Annotated in this window: 11 protein-coding genes; 6 read left to right on the forward strand and 5 right to left on the reverse strand. The window is 51.0% G+C overall.

The window, feature by feature from the left end; genetic code table 11:
- Positions 1-306: 306 nt before the first annotated feature.
- Positions 307-1,491: a GNAT family N-acetyltransferase gene (locus ACYZT8_RS10530; protein ID WP_461980843.1), complete on the forward strand. Its 1,185-nt coding sequence runs from the start codon at positions 307-309 to the stop codon at positions 1,489-1,491.
- A gap of 302 nt (positions 1,492-1,793) precedes the next feature.
- Here ACYZT8_RS10530 and ACYZT8_RS10535 read toward each other — a convergent pair whose 3' ends face one another.
- Entirely contained in the window at positions 1,794-7,124 is a 5,331-nt protein-coding gene (locus ACYZT8_RS10535; RefSeq protein ID WP_461980845.1) for an ATP-binding protein, read from the reverse strand.
- A 437-nt stretch (positions 7,125-7,561) separates the two neighbouring features.
- On the opposite strand from ACYZT8_RS10535, the gene ACYZT8_RS10540 reads away from it, so the two are divergent.
- The 3 genes from ACYZT8_RS10540 (at position 7,562) to ACYZT8_RS10550 (ending at position 11,804) form a co-directional block, all read left to right on the forward strand.
- Entirely contained in the window at positions 7,562-8,686 is a 1,125-nt protein-coding gene (locus ACYZT8_RS10540) for a DUF4062 domain-containing protein (RefSeq protein ID WP_339451153.1), read from the forward strand.
- Positions 8,687-8,691: 5 nt separating this feature from the next.
- Complete coding sequence (locus ACYZT8_RS10545; RefSeq protein ID WP_461980848.1) at positions 8,692-10,461, forward strand: alkaline phosphatase D family protein; 1,770 nt, start codon at positions 8,692-8,694, stop codon at positions 10,459-10,461.
- A gap of 293 nt (positions 10,462-10,754) precedes the next feature.
- The gene (locus tag ACYZT8_RS10550) at positions 10,755-11,804 is read left to right on the forward strand and encodes an RES family NAD+ phosphorylase (protein WP_461980850.1); all 1,050 of its coding nucleotides are present in this window, start codon (positions 10,755-10,757) and stop codon (positions 11,802-11,804) included.
- Positions 11,805-12,260: 456 nt separating this feature from the next.
- Here the strand turns inward: ACYZT8_RS10550 and ACYZT8_RS10555 are convergent, their stop codons facing one another.
- From ACYZT8_RS10555 to ACYZT8_RS10570, 4 genes are read right to left on the reverse strand one after another with little or no spacing between them, the layout of a single operon-like run.
- Positions 12,261-15,455 carry an AAA family ATPase gene (locus tag ACYZT8_RS10555; RefSeq protein ID WP_461980852.1) on the reverse strand — a complete coding sequence of 1,065 codons (3,195 nt, stop codon included), beginning with the start codon at positions 15,453-15,455 and terminating at the stop codon, positions 12,261-12,263.
- Positions 15,436-15,987 (reverse strand): ABC-three component system middle component 1, encoded by a 552-nt coding sequence (locus ACYZT8_RS10560; protein WP_184336804.1) that lies wholly within the window; start codon positions 15,985-15,987, stop codon positions 15,436-15,438. The genes ACYZT8_RS10555 and ACYZT8_RS10560 overlap by 20 nt, the downstream gene beginning before the upstream one ends.
- Positions 15,959-17,233, reverse strand: a complete 1,275-nt coding sequence (locus ACYZT8_RS10565; protein ID WP_461980854.1) for an ABC-three component system protein — start codon at positions 17,231-17,233, stop codon at positions 15,959-15,961. Before ACYZT8_RS10565 ends, ACYZT8_RS10560 begins: the two co-directional genes overlap by 29 nt.
- Positions 17,233-18,282, reverse strand: a complete 1,050-nt coding sequence (locus ACYZT8_RS10570) for a ComEC/Rec2 family competence protein (protein ID WP_461980855.1) — start codon at positions 18,280-18,282, stop codon at positions 17,233-17,235. The genes ACYZT8_RS10565 and ACYZT8_RS10570 overlap by 1 nt, the downstream gene beginning before the upstream one ends.
- A gap of 594 nt (positions 18,283-18,876) precedes the next feature.
- Here ACYZT8_RS10570 and ACYZT8_RS10575 point away from each other — a divergent pair.
- Together ACYZT8_RS10575 and ACYZT8_RS10580 are read left to right on the forward strand one after the other, a co-directional pair.
- Positions 18,877-22,620, forward strand: coding sequence for a hypothetical protein (locus tag ACYZT8_RS10575; protein ID WP_461980857.1), 3,744 nt, complete (start codon positions 18,877-18,879; stop codon positions 22,618-22,620).
- Positions 22,621-22,813: 193 nt separating this feature from the next.
- Positions 22,814-23,665 (forward strand): hypothetical protein, encoded by an 852-nt coding sequence (locus ACYZT8_RS10580; protein ID WP_461980859.1) that lies wholly within the window; start codon positions 22,814-22,816, stop codon positions 23,663-23,665.

Raw genomic sequence — 23,665 nt, forward strand, 5'->3', positions numbered from 1 at the left:
CATCGTGGATGACCTAGATTTACCTAGCGTTTAGCTCCACGGGCGGACTTTCGGTTCTTCGCATTTCCAGATTGCAGTCTTTACGGACAGTCTTTAACCAACGGTTTGCCGTGCTCCCAGCATGTAGATCAATGCGGGATTTTGACTAGGCCGATCACAACGCTTTTCGCTCCACCAGCCGAAATACGAGAAGGATTCAGCGAAGTCAGCCGGCAACAATGACGCTATGTGCTTGGCGCATAAAGCGCATTGCGTGCTCCGAGAACGGTTGGCAAGATGCTGCATTCGCCTTCCCTTTGGATGCTCATGGACCGTTTTATTGAGAGCAACACGCTTGCTGAGCTCTACAGTATCCTCAGTGAGGATAGACGCTCGCTATCCTGCAGCCACTCGATGACACGCTTTGAGCGTCAGCTCATGGTCAATCGAGTCACGGCTTTTGTAGAGTTTGGCGACTATCTGATCTTGACTGAGCGCCGCCGCTACAGCGCGATCGAACGGCTATTCAAGGCATTGATTGATCCGCTTTCGATTCCCAGGCAGACCGTCTACTACAAGCCGGAATACCCTGAAGATGAAGTGAGTGGGTATGAGGGGCTAACGGCAGTGGATACGGTAGGGCTGCTGATCGATATGGAGCATCTCGGCCTGCAGGTAGACCCGAGCAGGTTGGTCGCCGCCCTGACCCCGGAAATCAACGAGAAGAAGCTGCTGACGAACAGTGAACTTTCGGTCCTGATGTACCGACACTACCGTGGAAAGCAGTGCTTTGTGCTCAAAGCTGATCCAAACGCTGGGGAAGGGGATATCTCTGTAACCCACCACAAGGACGCTTCGGGATATAAGTTCGCAATGACCTGGAGGGGAAAAGCTGCAATTCGGCTTGAAGTGCGTGGGCCCAACTACAGCGAACCTAAACCACAGGAGTTCGTCATTTGCGACTACTGCAAGCATCGCTACCTTACCAACAGCTCTGTAGACGAACGCATCCACCACGCAGAGCATGAGTGGACTCGCCAGCTCTACGAGCCCTTGCCGAACTCTCCGTTCGCGCAGCGGCTTGCTGTCGTCCCTAGGGGGGAGCTCGTTGATCCGTCAAGCCCGCTTTGGATGCATGAGGAAGTCTTGCAGCGAGCCAGGGCGTTCAGGCGCGAGTTTGGCTACGACCGGGTTCAGTGGGATGGTTCTGCGACTAGTCCAGCCTCAGAGGGTTGGCACGGTTATCTTTTCGCTGGAGACGCTGAAGGTACGATCGCTGGCGCTTGTGGATTTTTACCTGAATCGTCGGGCCCGCACAAAGGTCAGTGGGCGCTGCACTGGATATGGTTCGCGCCGAAGTATCGGCGGAGGGGTTTGTTGTTGGCTCGCTGGGCCGATTTCCTTGAGCGCTACGGAGACTTTCATATTGAGCGACCAGTATCGGATGCAATGCAGTCATTTCTCCGTAAACATGGCACTGCTGATCAGAGGGCCTGGCTACCATCGCCATAGCTCAAAGCTCTGGTCGTCCGTTCAAGGCTTTAAACTGTGCTCTGAAGGTCGGCACTGACACTTAGCAGAAGGTCGGTGCGCGTGGCCTGCCCCGGGATACTCAATGAGAAGCGATTGGTGGCTGGCCTTCTTGGCGAGATTGCCATCTATAAACGATTACTGGATCTGGGCATTCGAGCCGAGCTGGAAGCGGGCGCGGGCGATTGGCATGCTTACATCTTGGTTGGCAATTCAAAGTTTGGCTCACGGTTGGCGAGCCAACTCCAACAGAATAATTTGCGCATGCGCTCACCGGGCAATTGCTATTCACGCATGACAGTGAAACGGACACCCTGCTGATGACTTTCCCGGAATAGCCGACTTGCACCTAGGGAATATGGATTGGGCAGCTCATAAACTGCGACGTTAGGACCTCGTACGTTCGCGACATAGAGAATACGCCAGCGGTTGGTTCCATCATGGCGCATCGTTACTGCCGCAGTTACTTGAGAGCGCTCTAGGTCGATGTGTCCTGGATCCGCGACATGCGCCTTGACCTCGTAATGAATGAAGCCTTTCGCGTCCGATACTTTGAAGTCGAATCCTTGATCACTTTCTGGCGGAAGCCCTAGATACCTGCGGCCCATCGAAGATACCCAGTATTCGGGCCGCATATTTCGATGTTTATTGCGTAAATATTGATAGGCGGCGAGCTCCCCGGCGAAACCGATGAGGTCGCGTTGTTCTTGACTCAAATACTGTGGATCATCACCTCGATTGCTTGTGCCGCGCTTAGTCGGTCTAGGGGCAGTTCGAGGGCCAAAGACTTGTAATGCCGCAGGACCGGACCGCGTTTTGAATCCTCCACTCGCAAGAGTCTCTTGCATGGCTTGCGCAACTGCATCATACCAACCCTGAGTACCACCATCGATTTCTAATTCCCCAAACTGCAGACTACGACGTTCTTTCTGTCTGCGCGTTTCTCGTTCACGCTCCTCTAATGCTTCGAATGCCAGATCACTATCGGAAAGACCGAGCGCAACAGTGTCCAGGCTTTCCGGCATTTGATTTGGCCAGAGGCTCGCTCGGTGAAGTGCGGAGGGGACGGATCTCTCGTTGAGGGACTCGAAGTCAAGCGTACCGGATGACAGGGCAGCTCGAATCAGGCGTTCAGGTCCTTGCAACCAAAGTTCATCAAGTGGCGTCGAATTGCACTTCGCCCAAGCTCTGACCAAACGTTGCAAATGTTCCGCAATCCGCGTGAGTAGTTGGCGGTTGTGCTGGCGGACGCCGTCGATGGGACTGCCATTGGGAAAAGGGCCTGCACCAAGGCGGAGGGTTACCTGTCTATCGATTTCCTCATCTACCTGCTGTGTATCAATATCATCGAATCGTTCCACCCAATCATCTGGCAGGTGGAGCCATTTCAAAGCGACTGCTTCGCGATAGGCCTGAAGGGCTCCGTCTGCTTCAATGGATTGGGTGTACGCATCCCGTACGGCTCGCTCAACTTCAGCACGCCGATGCTCAACGCGGGAGGAGAAACGCTCCGTTAACCTTTTCTTGAACTCCAGCGGAGATCGACCAAGCGCAACTAGGCTCGCGTTCAGTACGTTGAACTCAAGCCCTAGCTCATGCCGTAGGCCGCTAAGTGTGTCGGCGTCTCGGCAGGCGCTGACGATTCTTTCGGCTTGGTCGGAGGGTATACCGTAACCAGAAATAACGGCCATCACGTCGGAATCATCTCTGAATTCGTCGGTCCGCTCGATCAATATTGCAGCCAGGTCGGTATGCCCCATGGCGTGGACGGACGGGATCAAATACTCCAATAAACGCGGCGTGGTCGCACGAAGCGATCGCCTCAGCTCGGTGATCCGAGAGACGGGTCGTCCAAGTGCTCGAGCGAGTTGCAAATCCGAGGGTGCTTTCAGTTCATGACCGTCCCGCGACATCTCGTTTCCAAACGCAGAAAATGTCAGGCGAAAAGCGTCCGTTAATCCCGGTCTGCCTATCGCCGCGGGCACGGCCGACGCGATCATGGACAGGGTAGACCAATTCAAAAACTGCCCCTCACACAGGACTGTTGGATACTCTTCGTTGGCAACCGGAAGTATGCCGTCAAGCTCGTCTGGCAGAGTGCTTGAGCTTCCATCTATCGAGACCGTGATTTCTCGGACAAAACGCAGCCGTACTCGACGGATAGCCCCTCCCAGCGCCTGGCGAGCTCGAAGGGTGTTCTGGTTGCTTAGATTTGAGCTCACTTCCAGCACCAGAACAGCGAGGTCGGCGATCCATTCACAATCTTTGCTTACGAGCAGCTCATCCGTTGCACTCGGAAAAAAAGGAACGCCGTCTGTGGTGACGGATATCGAGTCTTCATGAATTGGCTGGGCCTTACAACCCAGATACGTTGCTAGCGCTCTGATACAGCTTGCAGTCGCTGTACCTCCCACATCAATTGTGATGCGACCAAAAGAAGCCAAAATTTGTTGAAAAGTTGGCCGCGAACCGTCGTCAATGTAGATCGTTTCAACGAGTGGAGCGCTTTTGTGAAGCGTCACGGCCGTCAAGCCATCAATAGTGTCTTTAGGGATTACGAGTGTCGAAGGCAGAGCCGGGCGCAAGTCGAGCTGAGCGTACTCTGTCCATGCTTCGCGGTAGGCTTTTCGAAAGTCATCAAGAAAGGCCTCTGATATACCGCGCTCCAGTAGCTCGCCAAGTGCGGCAATACGTCGGGGTGCACTTTTTGGGTCCGACCAAGCAGGTACATTCAATTTGCCGGACAGCATCTCTTGAAGGTAGCGGTTGTTTTCTATCAGCTCTCGTACCATGCGCTCCGGCCGCGGTACGAAACGAGGTATGTCACTCCTGCTGCCTAACCAGCACTGACCTAAAGTTAACCCTTCGAAATCGTCGCCCGCCGACGCGGGAATCCAAGCAGTCGACTTCAGAAAAGCGGCGATGGCGCTAGGCCAGTGAATGTAGTCGGAACGGACGCCGCGTCGGGAGAGCGTTGTCACCATAGCTTCGGCTGGAATCTTTGTGAGCGCGTGGATAATCAGTCGTCCGTATGCCAAGCGGGCAGCCCCGTTCATTGTGTCGTAGCTCGCCTGGCCGTATAGGTAGGGTACGCCATTCGTAACGTAGTCACCGCTTTGGTAGCCGAGGTCTCGTGACTGAGCGACGGCTTTGCGCCAGCAAATTCCCAGCTCCAGCTCGAAATTCTGTGTTGGTAAAAAACCATACCTCAAGCTTTGCCAGGCTGGTGAGTCCATTCGTACAGCGGCGCCTTTGCTCCAGGGAAGTCCGTCCCGTACGCCAGCGATTTTCAAAAAGTCTCGCCAGTCTTGAGCACTTTGCCCTGGGCCGGTATTCCATTCGTTCCAATCAGGAAGCATCGTCTTTGCGATTCCGGCAATCTGCTTGTCGTGGCTTGCCTCTTTACAGAGGTCAGTGAGCAAATTACCTAGCGTGTCGCGCCATCCTGCTGAGAAATAAGCGAGGCTCGCTTTGCCAATTCCGCCGCTGGCCAAGGGAACCCAGAGTCCTGCGGTCTGAAGGGCCTCGTCGAAGTCCGGGGTGCGATTTTGCTTCCATGTTCTGAAGGCCCAGGTAAGCACTGACAAAGCGTCGCGTGCGCGAGGGCGAGTTCCGAGGAGTGTTCCCAATCTTGAAACCAAGTTGATGAGACGAAACTCGGAAGCAAGTCCTGCGTTAACGAACGCCGTGACCACATCCGCAGACCAGGCAAGCGTCGGGTCGGCGAACTCGAGCCCCTTGGTTATGCAGCTTGGAGGAAAAACACCGGCGTCATCCAGGCGTTTTTTCTTCTTGGTGACACGCCCAGGGTCGGCATTGATGAAAAACTGAACTGGTTCTCCCGCTACGGATTTAGCTCCTTCGGCTCTCACAAGTTTGCGAGCTTCGTTTCTAAAAATGGGTTTGCCTCGAAGCTGCTCAAGGATGTCCTTGCGCACGCTTAGGTCAGTGTAGAAATCCTCCCAATTCGCGGCTGTTGCTTTGCGTTGGCGTTCAAGGTCGGCAGCGAGTAACGGTACCCACTTTGCGAGGCGTTCATTCTCCGGCTCAAGCGGAAGCCCCACATCATCAGCAAGGCTGCGCAAGGCGGCAACTCGCCTAGCTCCCAGTTTGCGTCGCAGCAAAAATTCGCCTGTAACCTTGGCAATCCAAGTCGCACGCAGAGATTTGTATTGGTCGTCTTGCCAGTCAAAAACATGGTCAAGGGTTGCCCATCTTGCATCGCTGCCAGGTGGGCTCATTGTTGGAAGTGGGAGCGTTTCGTGCGCGAGCCCTTTAGCCTGAAACGCAGTCAAGACGTGGTCTGCCGGCGCCCATGTGATGGCGTCCACAGCGGCGTGCACGTATGAGACAAGATTGATATTGGCAGCAGCTACACCGTATATCAGGTCAATGCACATCTCTGCTGCAACCTTGACCAACTCTTGATTAAGGGCGTTGTCCAGACTTAAGCCCTTACGGTCTGGGTCTGGGAAAAACGGAGCGTCCAAATGACCGTTGAAAGGACAGGGGGTTTCCATGGGTAAAAAAGCATAGTAACGACCCTCCGGAACCTCGAACCCTAGGGGGATCGCGATGCTGACCGTGGGCGCGCCTGTCCAATTTCGCCACCTCTCAACCTTATGACGTTGTTCGACAGCCGCGTCTACAGCTCTTAAAAATCGCATCTGATCGACGGCGCGACTGATGAATAAATACGACCGATTGTCGACAACGATTTCTTCTATCTCAAGGCTGTCAATTTTCAGCGGTCGATTCAGAGGGTATCGACGACGTGTTAACTCTCGACGCGAAGTAGTGCCGTCCGGGTCAATTTTTTCAAATACGAGCTTGGTGAGCTTAGGTAGAAAGAGATTAAGCGGGGCACGCTCATCAAAAAGTGACTGCCATTCTTTTTCCATGCGAGAGGCGGCCATACGGTCGGTCAACGGCAGCCTTATCACCGTCGCAAATCCATGCGATGCATAGTCCTTTATGTCATCGGGGAAGCTATTTATCACGAGCGGCAGTTGCAAGCTGTGAGTCTTGCCGACCGCCCTTTCCGCAAGGTCGGGTTCGGCTAGGTGCAGAAGTCGCTCGCGTTGGGCCTGCTCATCAGCAAATCGAAAGCAGAACCCGTCGAACTGCGCTGCCTTATTGTCAGCTTGAGATGAGTAGATCTGAGGATCATGGCTGATCAACGTAACACTGCGAAATCCAAGTCCTTTGTGGCCAATGGAGTTTCCGGGCTGCTTTCTACTTCTTGCCGGATTCACGATTGAGTCGACATCGGCCCGGGAGAATCCATTGCCAGTGTTACAGACGTCCAGCATAGCGTGTGGGGCGGAGGCAAGATCCAGCTTCACCAAGATATGGGCATCGACATCTTCACCAGCGCCGTCGTACGCATTCTGTATGAGCTCGCGCAGAATGCGGCCATCGTAAAGGGTTGCTGCAGTGTCGGTGAGTTGACGCATGGAGTCATCTCGCTCGGACCCCAGCTCGATGCCGTGGAGCGTGAGCTTGAGCTCTCGATCAAGTATCTGCTCAAGGTAACCGGAGGGTGAAATCTCAATCGTGCGCGTGTCGCTTTCTGAGAAAGCCCCTGACGCTGGTGCAGTTACGTCGATACTCATTGTCTAGCTTCCCTGGCTGTCATGGCGTTGTGATGTCCGTACCTTCAGAAGTGTGCAGAGTATCCACACCACCAGAATAGACGTGGTTGTTAAGGACGGTCGACCGCGAGAATAGCTTTATAACGGCATTCATCATTACATCCATTCTCGAGGACTCATGAGGTGCAGCATCCTGCTTGGCATCGCGAAGTTAGTATGCTGCTGGGGCAAAATGAGGCTGCAATATGCTTCGGGTTGCCATGTGCCGGATGGTCATGGAGAGTCATAAATAGTTACTAAAATACTGTCGATAACGTTGTTCCGCATTTCGAATTGATTGCATTTCAATGCCATTAGGTGGTTTTTAGATAAGGTCCACGCTTGACATATGCATAGGGCGAGAAGGTATTGATTGATAAAAGAATCTTGAGACCTCGTGAGTGGGGTCAGGAGCAAGGATGGCCCAGTCAAAGAAAATCAAAGTCATGCTGTCCAGTCGTTGTAATGACCGCTTTCCCGCAGACAGCGATCAAACGCTCAGCAGCATCCGAGAGCAACTCAAGCGTGAGATAGAAGGCACGAAGCTATTTGGCAAACAGGTATTTGAAGTTTGGATTAACGAAGATGCACCTCCTGCGGATGGCATGCAGGACAGTTGGGACGCCTGTTTGCAAGCCGTGAGGGATTGCGATGTGCTACTAGTGCTGTCCAACGGGAATGCCGGCTGGGCCAGCGGTGATGGCGACATTGGTATTTGCCATGCGGAGTACATGGAGGGAATTGCCACCACTCGGGGGAAGGTGCGCTTCATCGCTATGCCAAGTATCCCAGCAGGCGATGGCCGGGAGGCTGAGGCTGCACGTAACCAGCGCTTCCAGGCGTTTATTGCACAACAGACACCCTTCAGGGGTGGAATGGTTTCTACCGTGGATCAACTGCGTACCCGCGTTCAGGAAGCGCTTCTTGATGCGTTGGTTGTTCTGACCCAACGTGGTGTAACCGCTGCGGCTTCGAGCCGTTTCGATATGGGTCAGGCGCTGGATTGGACACGGATGGACTTCCGTCAGCGCAAACGAGCTATGGAAACGGTGTTGCTGCAGGCGCTCAATGGTGGCAACGCCCCTGCCAGCGAAGCGTTCGCCATTGTTCCAATTGCTGGAGTCAATGTCGCTGTGCTCGTCCATGCAGTCCCGGCTGCGTTCACGGTTGCTGCTGCGCGTGAGCTGGTGGGGAAGCCTTTTCTACACGACCATGAGCATGCTGATCTGTTGAAAGGTGCAGAAGGGCCGTTGCATTTAATCGCCTGTCACCGTGGAGCGACAGAGACTCAGGCTACTGCGTTGCTAGGCTTTCCTGATGCTACGGTTGTCAGCGGTTCCTTCGGTATTTTTGTCGCTGATGATGTACAGAAAGTTCAGTTTGCCTTCCTGGCTAACTGTCGAGATGCGTCGCAAACGCGCCACGCGTTCCAGCGTTTTAGGGAATGGTTGGATCAAACAGGTGAAGCGCAAATTCTGGCCAAGAGAGCCGCTTCACGCGCCAAGATTGTCAAAGTTATTGCCGCCGAACTTGAAGGGAGATAACAGGGATGTCAAAAGCACTTTTTACTGTGGGGCCCGTGTTGTCCTTCCGAGGCGTCAGCAAAACCGGGCAGTGGCAGGTGACCGCGTTAGTCGGAGTTGTAGCTGGCGCCGCATTTCCAGTTCTTTCTGTTGACGGCCAGGCTTGTCCGGGGCCGAAGGTTTTGCTGGAGCGTCCGAAAGAAACCATCCTTCGTTACGACTTGAGCTGTGATCAGCAGGCCCAGGAGCGGACAGTAAAGTTTGGTGTAGGGCAGGAAGGGGCGCAATGGCAGTTCTCCATTCCCGGTCGAGACTATGCCCCAAGAATGGCCTACGTCTCTTGCAATGGCTTTTCGGACCCTAGTGGGATGCGCAAGTTGGTGCGTCCTGAAAACGCCGTCTGGGCTGACCTGATCAGCAATCATGACAGTGGCTTGCGTACTGCAGGTTACGTGCTGGACAAGGAACAGCTTTGGCATGAAGGACGAATTCATGACAAGGGCTTGAAGCGGTTCCAACTGCTGCTGATGGGGGGCGACCAGATTTACTTTGACTCGATTTGGGAGGATGTGAAGTCCCTCAAGAAATGGGTCGGACTGTCGCGCAAGGAGCAATTGGCGTTCAAGGTAAGCGCGGCGCTGGAGAAAGAGATCGAGTCCTACTATTTCGGGCTCTATGCCAATCGTTGGCTGCCTGATACAAGGCGTGACTGGGTGCATCCCAAGCCGAACCTTGATGCTGCTGATGCGATGGCGAGAATTCCTACGGTGATGATGTGGGACGACCACGACATCTTCGACGGTTGGGGATCCTACAGTCCGGCTATGCAGCATTGCGAGTTGTTCCAGGTGCTGATGCGTCATGCGCGCAAGGCGTTCTGGGTGTTTCAGTTGCAGCATGCCCTTGATGATTTGCCGCCATTGCAATTGCTCCAACGTGCAAACGTTTCCCCGCAGGACCCACAGTATGAGCCGGTGCAATGGAGTGCACGATTAAATGGAGATCGATTAGCCTTGCCGCTCTTGGATGGTCAACCGGGCTTTAGTTTCGGCTATCACTTGGGGCCGGTATCGTTGTTTGTTGCTGATCTGCGCACTGAGCGTTCACGTACCCAGGTACTGGGGGCCGATACCTGGACTGCTATGCAGGCTTGGCTCAACACGCTCCGTGACGGTAAGCCTGCTCATCCTGGAAGCAAATGTCAGCACTTGATCTTCATGTCCTCGGTTCCGGTCGCGCACCCCAAATTGTCGCTGGCTGAAGGGTTGCTCGATACGTTTGGGCAGGATCATGTGCTCGACAGCAATGCTGATGACCTTAAGGATCATTGGTCGCACGGGGATCATGAGGGGGAACGCAAGCGACTCCTGGAATCGCTAACCCGTATTGCTGAGCAGAGAATGCTGCGGGTATCCATTGCTTCCGGGGACGTGCATGTCGCAGCGTGGGGCAGTTGCTACCGTCGGGATATTCCGCCGACGTCGAACTGGGCGCAGATTCAGCAATTTACTTCGTCAGGCGTGGTGCATCCTTCGTTGATTGGAGTGGCCGAACGGCTTTTTCTTCAGTTGCTGAACCATACAGCCAGCAAGGTCCAATCCATCGATGTGCAGCACTGTGTCGAGATGATGTTGTTCCCGGGTTTTAATCGGTATGTGATGCCGGCTCGGAACTGGTTGGCGTTTGAGTTGGACATGGGGGGCGAGACGGGATGCAAGCTGTGGGCGACATGGCGTTGTGAAACTGAGGCAGGTTTTTCCAACCATCTGCAGGCGGTACATCCGGCTCAGAAATAGTGGTTCTAGGATGGACGCTTCCAAGGGGCATGATGTGAGAGGCAGCGTAGAAGTTGTATGCGATGGCTGTGTGGGGGATGTCTTTCTTCGGCAGCGTATTCGTGATCAATGCGATATGGCTAAGTGTTCGGTCTGTGAGCATGTGCGGCCCTGCATAGTCATTGAGGTTTTAGCGGATGATATTGCAGAGATTCTTTACAATTTCTACGGGACTGATCCGGTCATCAGAACTTCCGGTGCTGGGGGGCTGGGGGGCTGGGGGGCTGGGACGATACATTTGCGCAGGCCACCCCTTGGCGCTCATCGTCGCCGAAATTCTTGAGTGTGACGATAGTGAAGGCTCCGTCACTTCTGCCATTGTCGAATTGCTCACTGTTTGCTTGAAGCGAGGCGTTGAACCACGTTTTGAGGCTAATGCGCTGTACATGCGGCGGAGCATCCGACCGACAGACGTCGAGGAAAAATGGCAAGAATTCAAAAGTGGTGTGATGCACCGCAGTCGTTTCTTTAATGATCACGGTAAAGCGTTCCTCGATTGGTTGTTTAAAGGTATTCATCACCTCAAAGACGAAAATAACCAGGAGGTGGTGCGATTATTTGGAGTAGAAGATGGTTGGGAGCTGTATCGAGGACGCTACTGCCCGCCGTCATCGGATCCTAAAAGCATTCTTGTGTCCCCGGAAACTGAACTCTCGGCACCGCCCAAGGAAAAGGCGTGTGCAGGAAGAATGAATCCTGTTGGTGTACCTGTGTTTTATGGCGCATTTGATCGCGACACGTGCATCGCCGAGCTGCGCCCCTCGGTGGGCGGTATGGTGTTAACGGGGGCGTTTCAGTTATTACGGGATGCACGGGTACTCGATTTTGGTGTGTTGGAGAACATATTCGATTCTCAGCCTATGAGTTGTTTTGATCCGGCGTATCGAACGAATATGGAACGAAGGCAGTTTCTACGTACCTTGCACAGCAAAATTAGTTCGCCAGTCACGCCTGATCAAGAGCAGGAATATCTACTGACCCAAGTGATTGCAGAGTACCTTTCTACGCAGGTTGATCCGCCTATTGATGGGGTGATGTTTGCCTCTGTTCAACACCAGGATGGGATCAACATTGCTCTGTTTTCACGTGTGCTCGCCAGCATTCCTTATCAGGAGAGAACCGAGGAGGACCCCATCATCGGCAATGGGCCTTTCCCATCTGGGCTTGTGTACATTCCCGATACACTAGAGGGTCACAAAATCGGCTGTGTCACCTTTGAGGTCGAGCCACTAGTTATCAACGGCGATGCCGTCGTAAGGGATTGGCGTTACGAGCAAGACCCCTATGGTGAATGGGACTATTGATCACCTAAAGAATGTTTTGGTCGGACAATGCTGTCAGAGCTGTCGAGTCGGCTTTATAAAGTCTTTCGAACCGGAGCTAGACGAGTTTGGAAGGCTATAAATCGCTGCAGAGATTGGTGGGTTTTTGTCGGTCGCCAACTGCGTAAAACACCTTAGTCGAAAGGAGGATGCCCGCTTTGAGGAAAACTTTGGCGACGGCACCAACGGAAACGCCAATTGTGAGCCAATTTAAGCATTGGCGTTTCCCATACTATTTTGAATAGCTCCATAATTGTAAAGTGCACGAATTTTTACATGCAGTTTCTCACGTTGTTCATTGCGAGTTTTAGGCCACAGCACGAGATTATCGCTTATGCAGTTTTTTGGTGGGTAGGCATTCAACGAGGTGTTCGTCATTGAAAAACGCCGCTGCCTGTAACCAAAGGGGCTATCTAACCCCCTGGTATCAAGCCGGAGCTATTCGTCGTGAGTGCCATCATCTGTTATAGCGGATCTTGGCAATCCTGCAACGAAATCACGGGCGCTCTGCATCTGACTGACGACACCAAAGCTTTCGAGCTGCAGGAACTTGGAGCCAAATACTTCGGTTGGAATTTTCAATTTAAGCAAATCAAAGAAGTTTTCGTCGTGGGTTGAGATTATAATTTGCTTGTCGAAACGTAGCGAAATATTTCTAAGCAGATCGATTACCGCGAGCACGTTAATTGAATCCATCGATTGAATAGGATCATCAATCAGAATGGCGTCAAGCGAATTGCCCTTGTCGTCTTTGGCGTGCAGAGCGTTGGCCAGAAAAACGCTGAGGCTTAGAATATTAAGTTGTGCGGCACTGAAATACAGTATTGGCGAGATCACACCACCGAAATCATCCTTTATCACGATATTGAGCCCTGGCTGAGCACTATCGAAATCAGGAATAAAATCAACTTCTTTGAAAGAGGGGTGAGGATCAATTTTACTGTATATGGCGTTGATAAGATCAGAAAAAAAGAAAGATCCGATACGTTCCCGAAGTTCCGCGAAGACCAGTTCACGATCAGCTGACAGTTTCGAATCGACTAGCTGGTGTTCTAGGATTTTTTTATCAATCTCAGCAAGCCTTTCACGCAATGCCAGGCTTTCCAGATAAGGTTTAAATGCTGCTAACTGGACTGTCAGTAGCTCAAGTCTGTCGATCTTCGTCGCTAAATAAGCGGATTGTTTAGCAGCGGCTTGAGTTGCCATTTCAATTTTGGACTTGATGAAAGTTGGGTTGGGCTCAATATCTTCCCCTAACAGTCTGCTGAGGCTACCTAAGAAAGAGTCCACAACGAATGTTGCATCGCTGATAATTCTGGATACATCATCTTTCTGAGCGATTAGCAACTGGAAATCAATCCAGTTCCCGTCATCGAGCATGGTCTTGTGTAGCTCATGACATTGCGCAGACAAAGCCTCCATTTGAGTTGAGCTCTCATGGGCAGAGCGTTCGAGATTGGCCCGTTTCTGGAAGCAATGTCCCTGAAGGTGACCGAAGTCCCGTACCGCCTCTTTCGTTGCAAACGCTACAATTGTCTTGTTTTGTTCCTTTGCGGTGATGCCCGCCACAAGTAGGTGCAGCGCTTCTATACGATTACTGATTTTAACCATCTGAGCCTGCACATCAATAAGACGTTTATTAGCCAGACTAAGCTGCTCTCGTTGTAAAGTGCTCGCATTAGAAAGACTGGCTAACTCCGCATCGATACGCGTGTGTAATTCATTGGAGTCTAAGCTCCAAACTCTGAGCTGCAGTGCTGCAATGGTTTGTTCAGTGGTACTGATTATTGTGGCAAGTGAATGGCATTCCTGTTCAACGGAATGGATTCGTGAGGATAGCTGGTTAAGTTGAGTTTTAATACCAATAATTTTCTTGCCAAGTCGATCCTTGGCTTCGGTCAAAGCTGAATCAACGAGGTATTTAAGTGAGATTATACGCGCTGCGATCTGCTCTAACTGAATCGCATTCTGCCTTTCCGCTTCAGTCAGGAGATCATTATTCCTGATCGCCGATGTGAGGGCGTCTGAAGAGGGGTGATTTGCTCGGCATAAAGGACAGTTATCGCTAGGCCAGCTAGCGAGGTAAGTCAGACCATGCGAAACCAACAGTTCTATTGCTTGTTTCTGCCGTGTAAGCGCCAACTGAGTGGTTCTGATTGCAAAGTCGTGCTTCTGCAGTAACTCCAGTTCCTGCTGAGCAGAATAAACTTCTTGAATGCGGGAGGGCGGTAGCTCAAAAAGAATGCCGTCCGGCCCTCTTAACGATTCTGAAGTGACGGGAAGCGCCGACAACTTATTCAGATTTAATGTAATACGATCCCGCTCTCCTTTGTCTATCTTAATGGAATCATGTTTTTTCTGGAGTTGAGATTTCAGCCCCAGCAAACCATCCTTATGCATTGAAATTTCTGAATAAATCGCTGAACTACCAGCTATCATTGATCGCAGGGCTAATGCACGCTGATCAGTCGCAGTCAGAGCATCCTGGCACTGTTTAACACTAGACTGGGCTGCATTTAAACTTAAAGAAATATCGGCCTTCTCATTAATTAATGCTTCTCGCTCACTGGTCGCCTTTTTTGACTCCGATTCGTCGGTGAGAAAGCCAGGGATGAACTTTTCAATAGCGTCCAGCTCTGTCAACTGCGCAGTGTATTGTTGCCAATCTTTCTGGTTTTTATCATAGGCGGCAGAAAGAGCCTGATAATGCTGAGAATCAGTAGCGCCCTTGGTCAGAAAGGTAAACCTGGAGCTTTGCTCAGTAATTACATCTAGATTGAGCTGAAACTCTTCCAGGCGGGATGCTTGCTCTAATAATGACCTTTCCTTTTGTCGCTCTACCGCACAGCTGGACGACAACGCGTGTTTGCGTTCAATGATCGAGCTAACGAGCTTGTATTCCGCGCTTGAATCGAAAGCTTCAGTGACAAGCGAGATCGATTCACCCTCATTGTTCAAACTTTCCGCTAAAGAATTGAATTTCTCAAAGATCGTTGGGTCGACTGGAGCTTTAAGGCGTTTTTTGACATCCGATTTCTGCTTTCGAAGACTGTCCAAGGTCATCTTGTTTTCGGTGAGAATCGCCGTGATCTCAGTGCGCAGCGCCTCGGCCTCGCCACCGAAATGCTGCATAAAGAGCTGATATCGCTCTTGCGGCTTTGCCTCTCTCAGAAAACGATCAATAGCATCTTGCGATAGAATGATTTTCTCAAAACCCTTCCCTTCTTTTCCATTTTTATTCTTGGTTGGTCCCAGATTCAGATCCATGGAGTTGGATCTCAATTTCGGAAGCGACCTTGGAAAATCCCCACGCGTGGTGATTACTTCCACCCGAGTGATAATATGATCCGGCACATCCTTATTGCGGAGGATTTTCAACGGAACTTGATCTTGCTTGGTCCCCCGGGCGGCACTATGGTTATTTTTCTTATTATGCTCTGCTGTGTATCTTTCCAAGTTTGCTGTAAATGCCCATTCCACTGCATCGTAAAACGAGCTTTTCCCAAATCCATTGGGAGCATACAGCGCGACAAAATTTGAGGGAGTGTCGTCATCGAGGGTGAAGTCGAAAATTCCATCCTTTCTGAATTTATAGGCACGAAAGCCTTCGATCTCAACTTTCTTTATTTTCATTTTGCCTATAGTACTCGACTAGTTTACTCACGATCTCGCCTCTTTTATCTTTCGACTTGCTTGTCGAGTCAATAGGCGCATTTTTGATCAGCGGCGCGATGGCAAGTTTGATGTTTGAAATTGGAGATGGGGTGGTTTTCCGCAATTCGAGATCTGCGCCAAGCAACTCTATATTGACTTTGGTCTCGACTTCCTCAGTGGTTAGCTGTTTTCCTAGCCCATCTAGGACTATTTTCCTCGCAGCGTAACGATCATTCTCAATGACATATTTGTCTCGAATATCTACCGAATCTGGGCACAGCATTACCAGATATATGTTCCACTTAGAGAAACGGGCTTCAGGCTTGAACCTAACAGAAATGATGCTCTGGAGCGCCTTCCACTTCGCAACCAGTTCCTGAGGGGAGTCAAACCAGCAGACTATGCAATTTATGAAGCTCAGTTCATCAGCGGAAAACAGCTCGAATCTCAAACCCTCAAATTCAGAGGTTAAAAAATCGAGATCATGATCCTTCTTTGATAGCGCGATCATAATACTCCTTGAATATCGCCAGCTGTTGGCCGGACGAAGACCTTCCATATTCTCGGTGCTTGTCCAGCACGAGTTTATTACGCAAACCTTTCAGATGCGCGAAAGAATAAGTTTTTACAATGTCGCCGTGGGCGCTGTCGATTCGAGTCATCGCTCTGAAATTCGGTGAAGAAGCAATATCATCGAGTACGTCCTGGATATCTTCGGCACCAGGCAAATCCGCGGCGTTTTCCTGTGGACTATTTACGAGAATAGCACCGTTGGCATCCAGCATGTCTCTGGCGGACTTAATTAGATCTGATAGTTTCCACAACCAATTGTCATCGCTACAGGAGTACATGAAGCGGCGCCTACGATCCAGCGATTCTAGATAAGCCTCATCGATCACGTCAACAGCATCAAGTATTGAACAAACTACCGCGAACTCCAGGTAAGCGACCCAGAGGTCTCTATCCAATACTGTCGAATCAGGCTCTTTATCACCTAGCAGCAACTCTCGTTTATACCGTACCATCAAGTCATGAGGCGCTGGCATATTCTGCTCTATTAACCACTCAGCCAGTTGACCAAGTTTCAGCCTCAGCTTCTCAACGTTCCCCGGGTTTGCAGCGTTAAAGTGAAAAATATCGCTCTTTAAATTAGAGAAGCATCGCATGTAAAAAGGAGCCATCTTTGCTAGCTGATTGGCTTCTATAATCTGATCGAAACACTCCATGGAATGGCATCGAATTCGACCGTAACGCGCGTCGGCATCTTCGTCATCCATCCGGGCTTCTATCCCCCACAGAAATGGATGGCCTCCTCGGATGCAGTAGACACCACCGCCTGACATACCTTCGATGGATTCCTGGCTTGGGCTGTTGTCCAAATTGCAGACAATAAGCTGATGAGCTTGATCGTTAGATGTACCTGTATAAATCTTGTACGGCCTATCCGAGCCAACGTTCGACCTAGGATAGCCTACGTACGAGATCCTAGATCCGGAGTCTAGCTCTCCTCGCCATATATGTTGTGAAATATCAGACTGATACTCGACTTTTATAATCGAGCAGTCATAGTCTGGATGACGATAGGGAACACCAATAATGTTTAATTCCTGACCGTTGCGATTTACAACAATTGGATCACCGATAACGTGGTGTGCTGTCAGAACATAACTGAAAGCTGGTGACAGGGCGCTCACTAGCACTCCGCTACCGCTATTAACCTTAACTGCATACGAAATAATCGACTCATCAGTAGTCATTAAAAAATAAACTCTTGATTGAGTCCCACTAGACGCCCAGGATAGGAATTTTTTTCTTCGGGCAGGTGCAGTTCTCTAATGATTTTTTCGTAATTGAAATATATTGTCGCATTGGTTGCTGCTAGAATCCTGGCGACAGCTCTCTTATTTGGGAGTCCGTGGATCGCACCGTTAGTAGAGATGATGAATCGAGTACTCTCTATCAACTCTAGAAAAACTCGGCTTGTATTGTACTGGCTCCCGTGATGTGAAACCTTGACTAGGTCTACGGGTAGTTTGGATTCGCGGCTGTAGCCTAAAGCGTGTAACTCCGAAACCACCACTCCATCATGAGCGTCGCCCAGAAAAAGCATAGTAGCGTCGTCGGCTCTAAGAATGAATGCGATGGAACTTCCATTGGCGATAGACGTGTCCGACTCAAATGAATCTTTTGCCAGTATCTCTTCGAAACTCAATTGGTAGTCGGTCGCAACGGAAGTCTCAGCTGGGCTCTTTTCCTCCGGCCAGATGCACAGAAGTCTCTTAAGGGCAGCCTCATCAGGAGAAAGCACATCGAAAGTGAAAGGGCCGCTTTTGATCGTCTGACCAGCCCGAATCAATGGTGCACGCTTGCAACCAACTTCCTTCAACACGGCCTCAAGCGACTTGCCTTGTTGCACACTGGTATCAGGCGAGTTCATGCCTAGGCGAACATTGTTCTCGGGGATATCTAGTGTGTTGAAGTAGTCAGTGATCAGCTTTGAGGAATTGAACCATATGGATTTGACCATCTCGCTCAGATAACCCGGCGCCTTGAATGCTCTCAAGAATCCGCCAATGTGATCGTCGTCAATATGGGTCAGGATAGCCAAATCAATGCATTGGCCCTTCGTTTTCAATTCGTCAAGAACGACGCAAAGGGCTCCCTTGTGCCTCGCTGGTGCTCCCCGCTTGAAAGTGGCCGAATTTCCACCATCGATCAGCAGGTTAAACACACCATCAGGACCTTCATGCGTGACGAGGATGCAGTCACCATGGTTGGCTTGCAGGACGCGTACCTTGATGCTCATTCAAACTCCCTGTATCGCCCAGCCCCACAGCGGAGGATCGATTATCAAAACGCCACTAACATAGCGCTTCGCGAGATATCTTCCAAGAGCTCTGATTCCAATGCGATCAAATTGCGAGCGCTAGATCAGCGCATAGCACAGTTACACCAAAGACCTTATTCAGAGGCGTTGAGCAGCTACAGTCACTCACAACGATGAGCTTGAGCAGATGGGGAAGCTAGTGACACCAAGGGCGAGGATGGAGCAAAGCGCGTCCTAGGTCATGCCAGAGCGGCTGATTTCTGAATGAAAAACCGATACATTGCCTCCCATGGCCTAGCAATTGGACAGTTCACAACTAATGGTTAGAGCCTTGGGGCAATTTTTTTCATGCCGCTCATAGGCTTTTAGGCTGCCGTTCGGCGTTGTGTTGCCGTTTTTACCCTAGTCTTTGACCCTCCGTCTTTTCTTGCATCTATTCGATATACGTTGAAAGATACTTGCTGCCTCACCCTCCGTTTAAGCTCTAAATGAACGGATTTAATTGCATCACTGCCTGATGCGCGCTCACCTATCGACGTGTGCGGTTCCAGATTATTGACCTGAGTAGCATTAATGAGTGTCCACGAGCTTGTTGGGGATCTAGAGAAAAAACTACGGTTTTATAATCAACCCCTGCCTCCTGATAATCCCTCCAAGGCCGCTTCGTATCATCAGATACTAGCCAATTTATTGTTTTGTGCCGACATCTATCCTTTGGCGCTCACCAAAGAAGTAGTGCGTAGATTGTTGGAGAGCAAACTGCCGTGGCCGACGCACGATGGCGGACATGAATCGCTGTCCATAAGCGTCTCGCTTGATGAGCTGCTGAAACTGCGAGTCATTACGTTCTCTGCGGGGTTACTGGAGATGGTCCGCCTGGTCAGCCCTGAAGAGGACATGCCTGAAAAACTCAAGAGTCAACTCGAAGCGCTAGCGTTTCTGGATCGAGTCCGCCGGGGAGATGGTCTCGTTCAGCCGTATGTAAGGATCTTGCGGAGTAAGGTGGATACATCGCACCTGCTTATGCTAGCTGACCATCTGGAGCCGATGGGGGACGGTGTAAGTGTCTCGGTAACGATGGACGATATTGTCGGTGTTGGCAGAGCGCTCTGGAAAATGATGCGAGACCGGTCACGGAATTCCCAGAGAGTGTTCTTAAACTGGATGGTCAAGATGGCCATTTCATCTGGGCACTACTTTATTTTTGACATCTTTCCTCGCGGTTGCCAAGAACAGGACGACTTTCTTGACATCATGCTGGAATTTATTTTGGCGGATGATTCACTTCGGGACACCTGGCAAGACTGCGCTATCGATGTCGCACTGGCAAGCAACAGGCTCGACATCCTTGCCTATGACGCTGGGCCTCCAATGTCGTTCACAGCAACACCGAAAGATGATGTTGTTCCAGAAACGAAGGGGAATGTCGTTCGGGCGTACTGCAGCGAGCTTGATATCAGGCAATTGAACTGGATCCTGGACGATTTGGCACGTCGAGCGCCGGTCGATGCGCTGGATATGATGGATTGGTGGGTGGATGCGCAAAGAGGCAGATACTCGGACTATGGCTATCTCTTCCATATGGTTCTGGCCATAGTGAAAAACGAACGGTTATCGCATAGCTCACATTCGTCTTTTCTACGCACTCAGCAGCTTGTATCACTGATCTATCAGTCGCCCCGAATGGCGAGATACCTGCTGGTTGAGGTGAACCTCACCAAGTATTTCTGTTTCCTGCTGTCCGAGCTCGGCACAAGCCACCTAGGGTTTATTAAGATCTACAAGGAAGCATCGCGTATCCTTCTGAATCTATCCGATGCTGTCGACTTTTCACACATCTGGAAGGGTGTGCTGGTGGAACAGGCGCTACATATCTATTCAATCGTTCATTCATCTGGGGTGAATGAAGACGCACCAGAGGCTATTTGCAACATTCATGATTTGGTCGCGTGGTTGGTGGAACAAGAATTCGTTCGTTCTCCCAGCCGCCATACTTTCTCAGGCTCATTCGTTGAAAAGCTGAAAGCGGTGCTGGAGGAAATTCCTTACAGCGATGGCAACGGAGGTTTCCTCCTGGGGGACAGAGCCTCATCCACCGCATCCATCGTGATGAAACGTGGACGTACTCGCAACTATCGTCCAGGCGAGGTGCCTTTAGGCGAGTGGGTATTTTTATCTTGGTGCCTGGAGGGAATGGGGCCCGCAAGTATTGTTCACGACAAGAGTGTGCGGCAAAGGATTCAGGCGGCGGGCAACTACTTGATCCACGACTACCTAAAGGTACTTGAGGAAAAGACGGGGGAGAATGGTTCGGGGGGTGACGAACCTTTGGTATTTGATGAGCTGGGTTGGTGGTTGTTGAGTAAAACCAGTTCTGCTGGATTGTTCAGTCGATTCATTCACGTGATGGAGACCTACGAGCCGGTTATGGCTGTAGAAGATTCTTCTGATCGTCGAAAACTGGTCAGTGCTGCCCGGATGCATACTCGCGTGCTGCTGCAGATTCTAACCCGGGGTAACGAGAAGGGTATTCGGGATCAGGCCACGGAAGCACTGCTGCTTCTAGTGGAACGTTTTGGCTTTGACCCCCAATGCCTTTCGGGGATGTTCTCCGTCTTGAACGAACAGTCGGAATACACCCCCGTCAGGCTTTGGTTGGCGGTTGCCCGTGCCGCGAATGACTTCGATGACGAGAAATTCAGCCATCTCCTCCATATCCTGAAGGAAGAGCCCTGTACATTGGGTTGTCTGCTCAGGCTGTATTGCGAAACGGTGTCGGAGCAGAGAAGAACGCAGGTCCACGGCATACTAACTACCTGGCATGTAAGGGATGATGAGTTGTTCTGGACGCCCGAGATTCGTGCCATGTCAATCCTCGCGGCCAACAGTGGCCTTCCAAAAATCGCTAAGTACCTGGCGGATTATGGGCTTGAGAACGCGCGCGCACAGCACAGGGAGAGCTTCAAGACATTGTCGGATTTGTTCCGGTTGAAAGAAATTTTCGACACTGATGATCTCGTCGGTCAGGACAAGATCAACGTTCTTGTGAAGTGCAAGATTGACGTTGATGTGCATGCTGACACCGAGAAGGATGCATTTCGCGTCAGGAAAAACGAGTTCGAGTACTTCAAACGTTATCTCATCGCTCACGTGTTGATTGATATGGACCCTGACAAGGCGGTGAGCGACTTTACGAGGCTTTATAGAGAGCGCCGACAGCTCGAATACCTGATTGGGAAACTCAAGGCCAGCCTAGGTAAGATCAAGGCCGGTGGAGGTGGTCGAAAATCAGAATTCCAGAGGCTATATCAGGATTGGTACGCTGATTACAAAGCGTTGAAATTTCCCGAGCTGTCGGCTGCCGATCTTGCGATTGTGCTCGGCGTTCTGTCCGAGGCTGAGGATTCTTCGGGCTATCAGTACTACTGGAACCAGCTTTCTGATTTTCAACGAGCATCACCCGAAGTTGCCAAGGTGCATCGCGACTATCTGCAACGATGCGGAGGAGCACTGCCTGTTGGACAATACCTCGACTTTTTTAAGAACATTCATGGCGAGGCCCCTGGGCTGCTCGATGAATCGAGCATGAAAACCGAGCGAGATCTGTTGGGTAGTTGGCTGAAAAATGATGAACTGTCGACTGTTGTCGACGATGCAGTCAGCAGGAAACTGGCACTTCTACCGCATGGGCCCAACGAATACGATACCGACGAGATTGCAGAGACCGTCCTTTGCGATGTCAGGAAGGTTTGCGAGAGTTTACTCAAGAGAAAGAGCAATCTGAGGCGCCGTAAAAATGGCGGAAAGCAGGTCATGCCGCTCGATGAAGAAAACATGATAAACGATTGGTTGGTCGAGATCTGGCATAGCAGGGTTAACCGTTATGAATGGAGTGTGACGGATCAGTCTCGAATGGGCGCTTCGGGATCTCGGGGCGGAGTAGGCGAGGTGGATGCTGTTCTGTCAGGTCGCCATAGCACGCTTTCGATTCTTGAAGCGTTTCGTCTGGGGAGGAAGAACTCGAGCACAGTCGCTGAGCATTTGGACAAATTGGCGGGGTATAACACTGTCGGTGCTTCCGTGTTGTGCGTGGTGGTGTACTCGGTTGCTTCCAAGTTTGATGAACTTTGCAATTGGTACGAAGAAAAAGTCTTGAAGCATCGCTACCTAGGTTTCTCAGGAAAAAACTATGTTCCGCTGGAGAGGGTTGCGCCTGAAGATAAGCCGCATTTGAAAATTTTCAGAGAGGTAAAGATGGTTGATACGCGCAGTTCAGTCCATATTTACCATTTTCTCCTGGACCTGAAAAATGAGTAGCTCCACGTTTGCATTAGTCCGTCTTGCTCTGAGGACCGTTGCCAGTGTTAAGCTGGAAACTGATGTGATTTCTCACAAATAACGCTCATGATTTTCGAGTCATCGCTTCAGTTGCTCGGCCTACACATCGCCAATGTGTCCTCGCCATTTCGATACCCGCGACGAGCGATATATGCTATAGCCAAGAGAGCTTATGGTTTCACTTGTTTCGCAGAGCACAAGGGATGCAATGTCGAGGATCTACACCTATCTGAACTCAATCAGCTCTGGTCAGCCGATCAATTTTGAGGCTTTTGCTAAGGAGTTAAAGAAGCATGGCAAGGGTGCTGGCTATCTGTTCGATACGTTTTCAACGTCGAAAATTGGAAAGAGCAGCTATCAGGTGGCTGTCTTGCGTGAGGATCGCTTTGCGGAGCTGATTCGTGAACACGCTCCATCAGAAGTTACGGGCCGTATTGGTGCTGCTTTCGACGGAAGTAGCCACGCAGCAGCAGTAAGCGGCTCGCTTTTGATAACACGAAGCGTGGTCCATCCTCATCCAAGCGTGGTTCTTCTGAGCAAGCATGGATGGGAAGCACCTAACACTCTCCGACCAGCGGCGTTGCTGGTGGAAAATCTCGAGAACTTCCTAGCTCTCAAACAGACCGTCGACATCCTGGCCGACTGTGGCGTAGCTGAGCAAAGTGAAAGTTTCGACGTCATTTTCAGCGCCGGTAATCAGATCACCAACAGACTGAACATGCCATTTCTCAGCCAATACCAGAGGCTGTACTGCCTTTTTGATGTCGACTTAGGTGGGCTGACAATGTATCGAACTCTTCTCAGAGGGTTGCCAGACGGGCACCGGGTAGTGTTTGTGTACCCTGATGATATCGCCGACCGGTTAAGCGCGTCCAAATACTCACTAAATGAGCAAACGAGACAGGATCTCCTTGAGTTTGTTGGTCTATCCAAGGAAACCAATGAACTGATCGGACTTATGCGAGACAGCCAAAAAGCGCTAGAGCAGGAAACCTATTTGATGTCGACAACGACAAGGGACTGA

The organism is Pseudomonas sp. LB3P93, assembly GCF_054898025.1.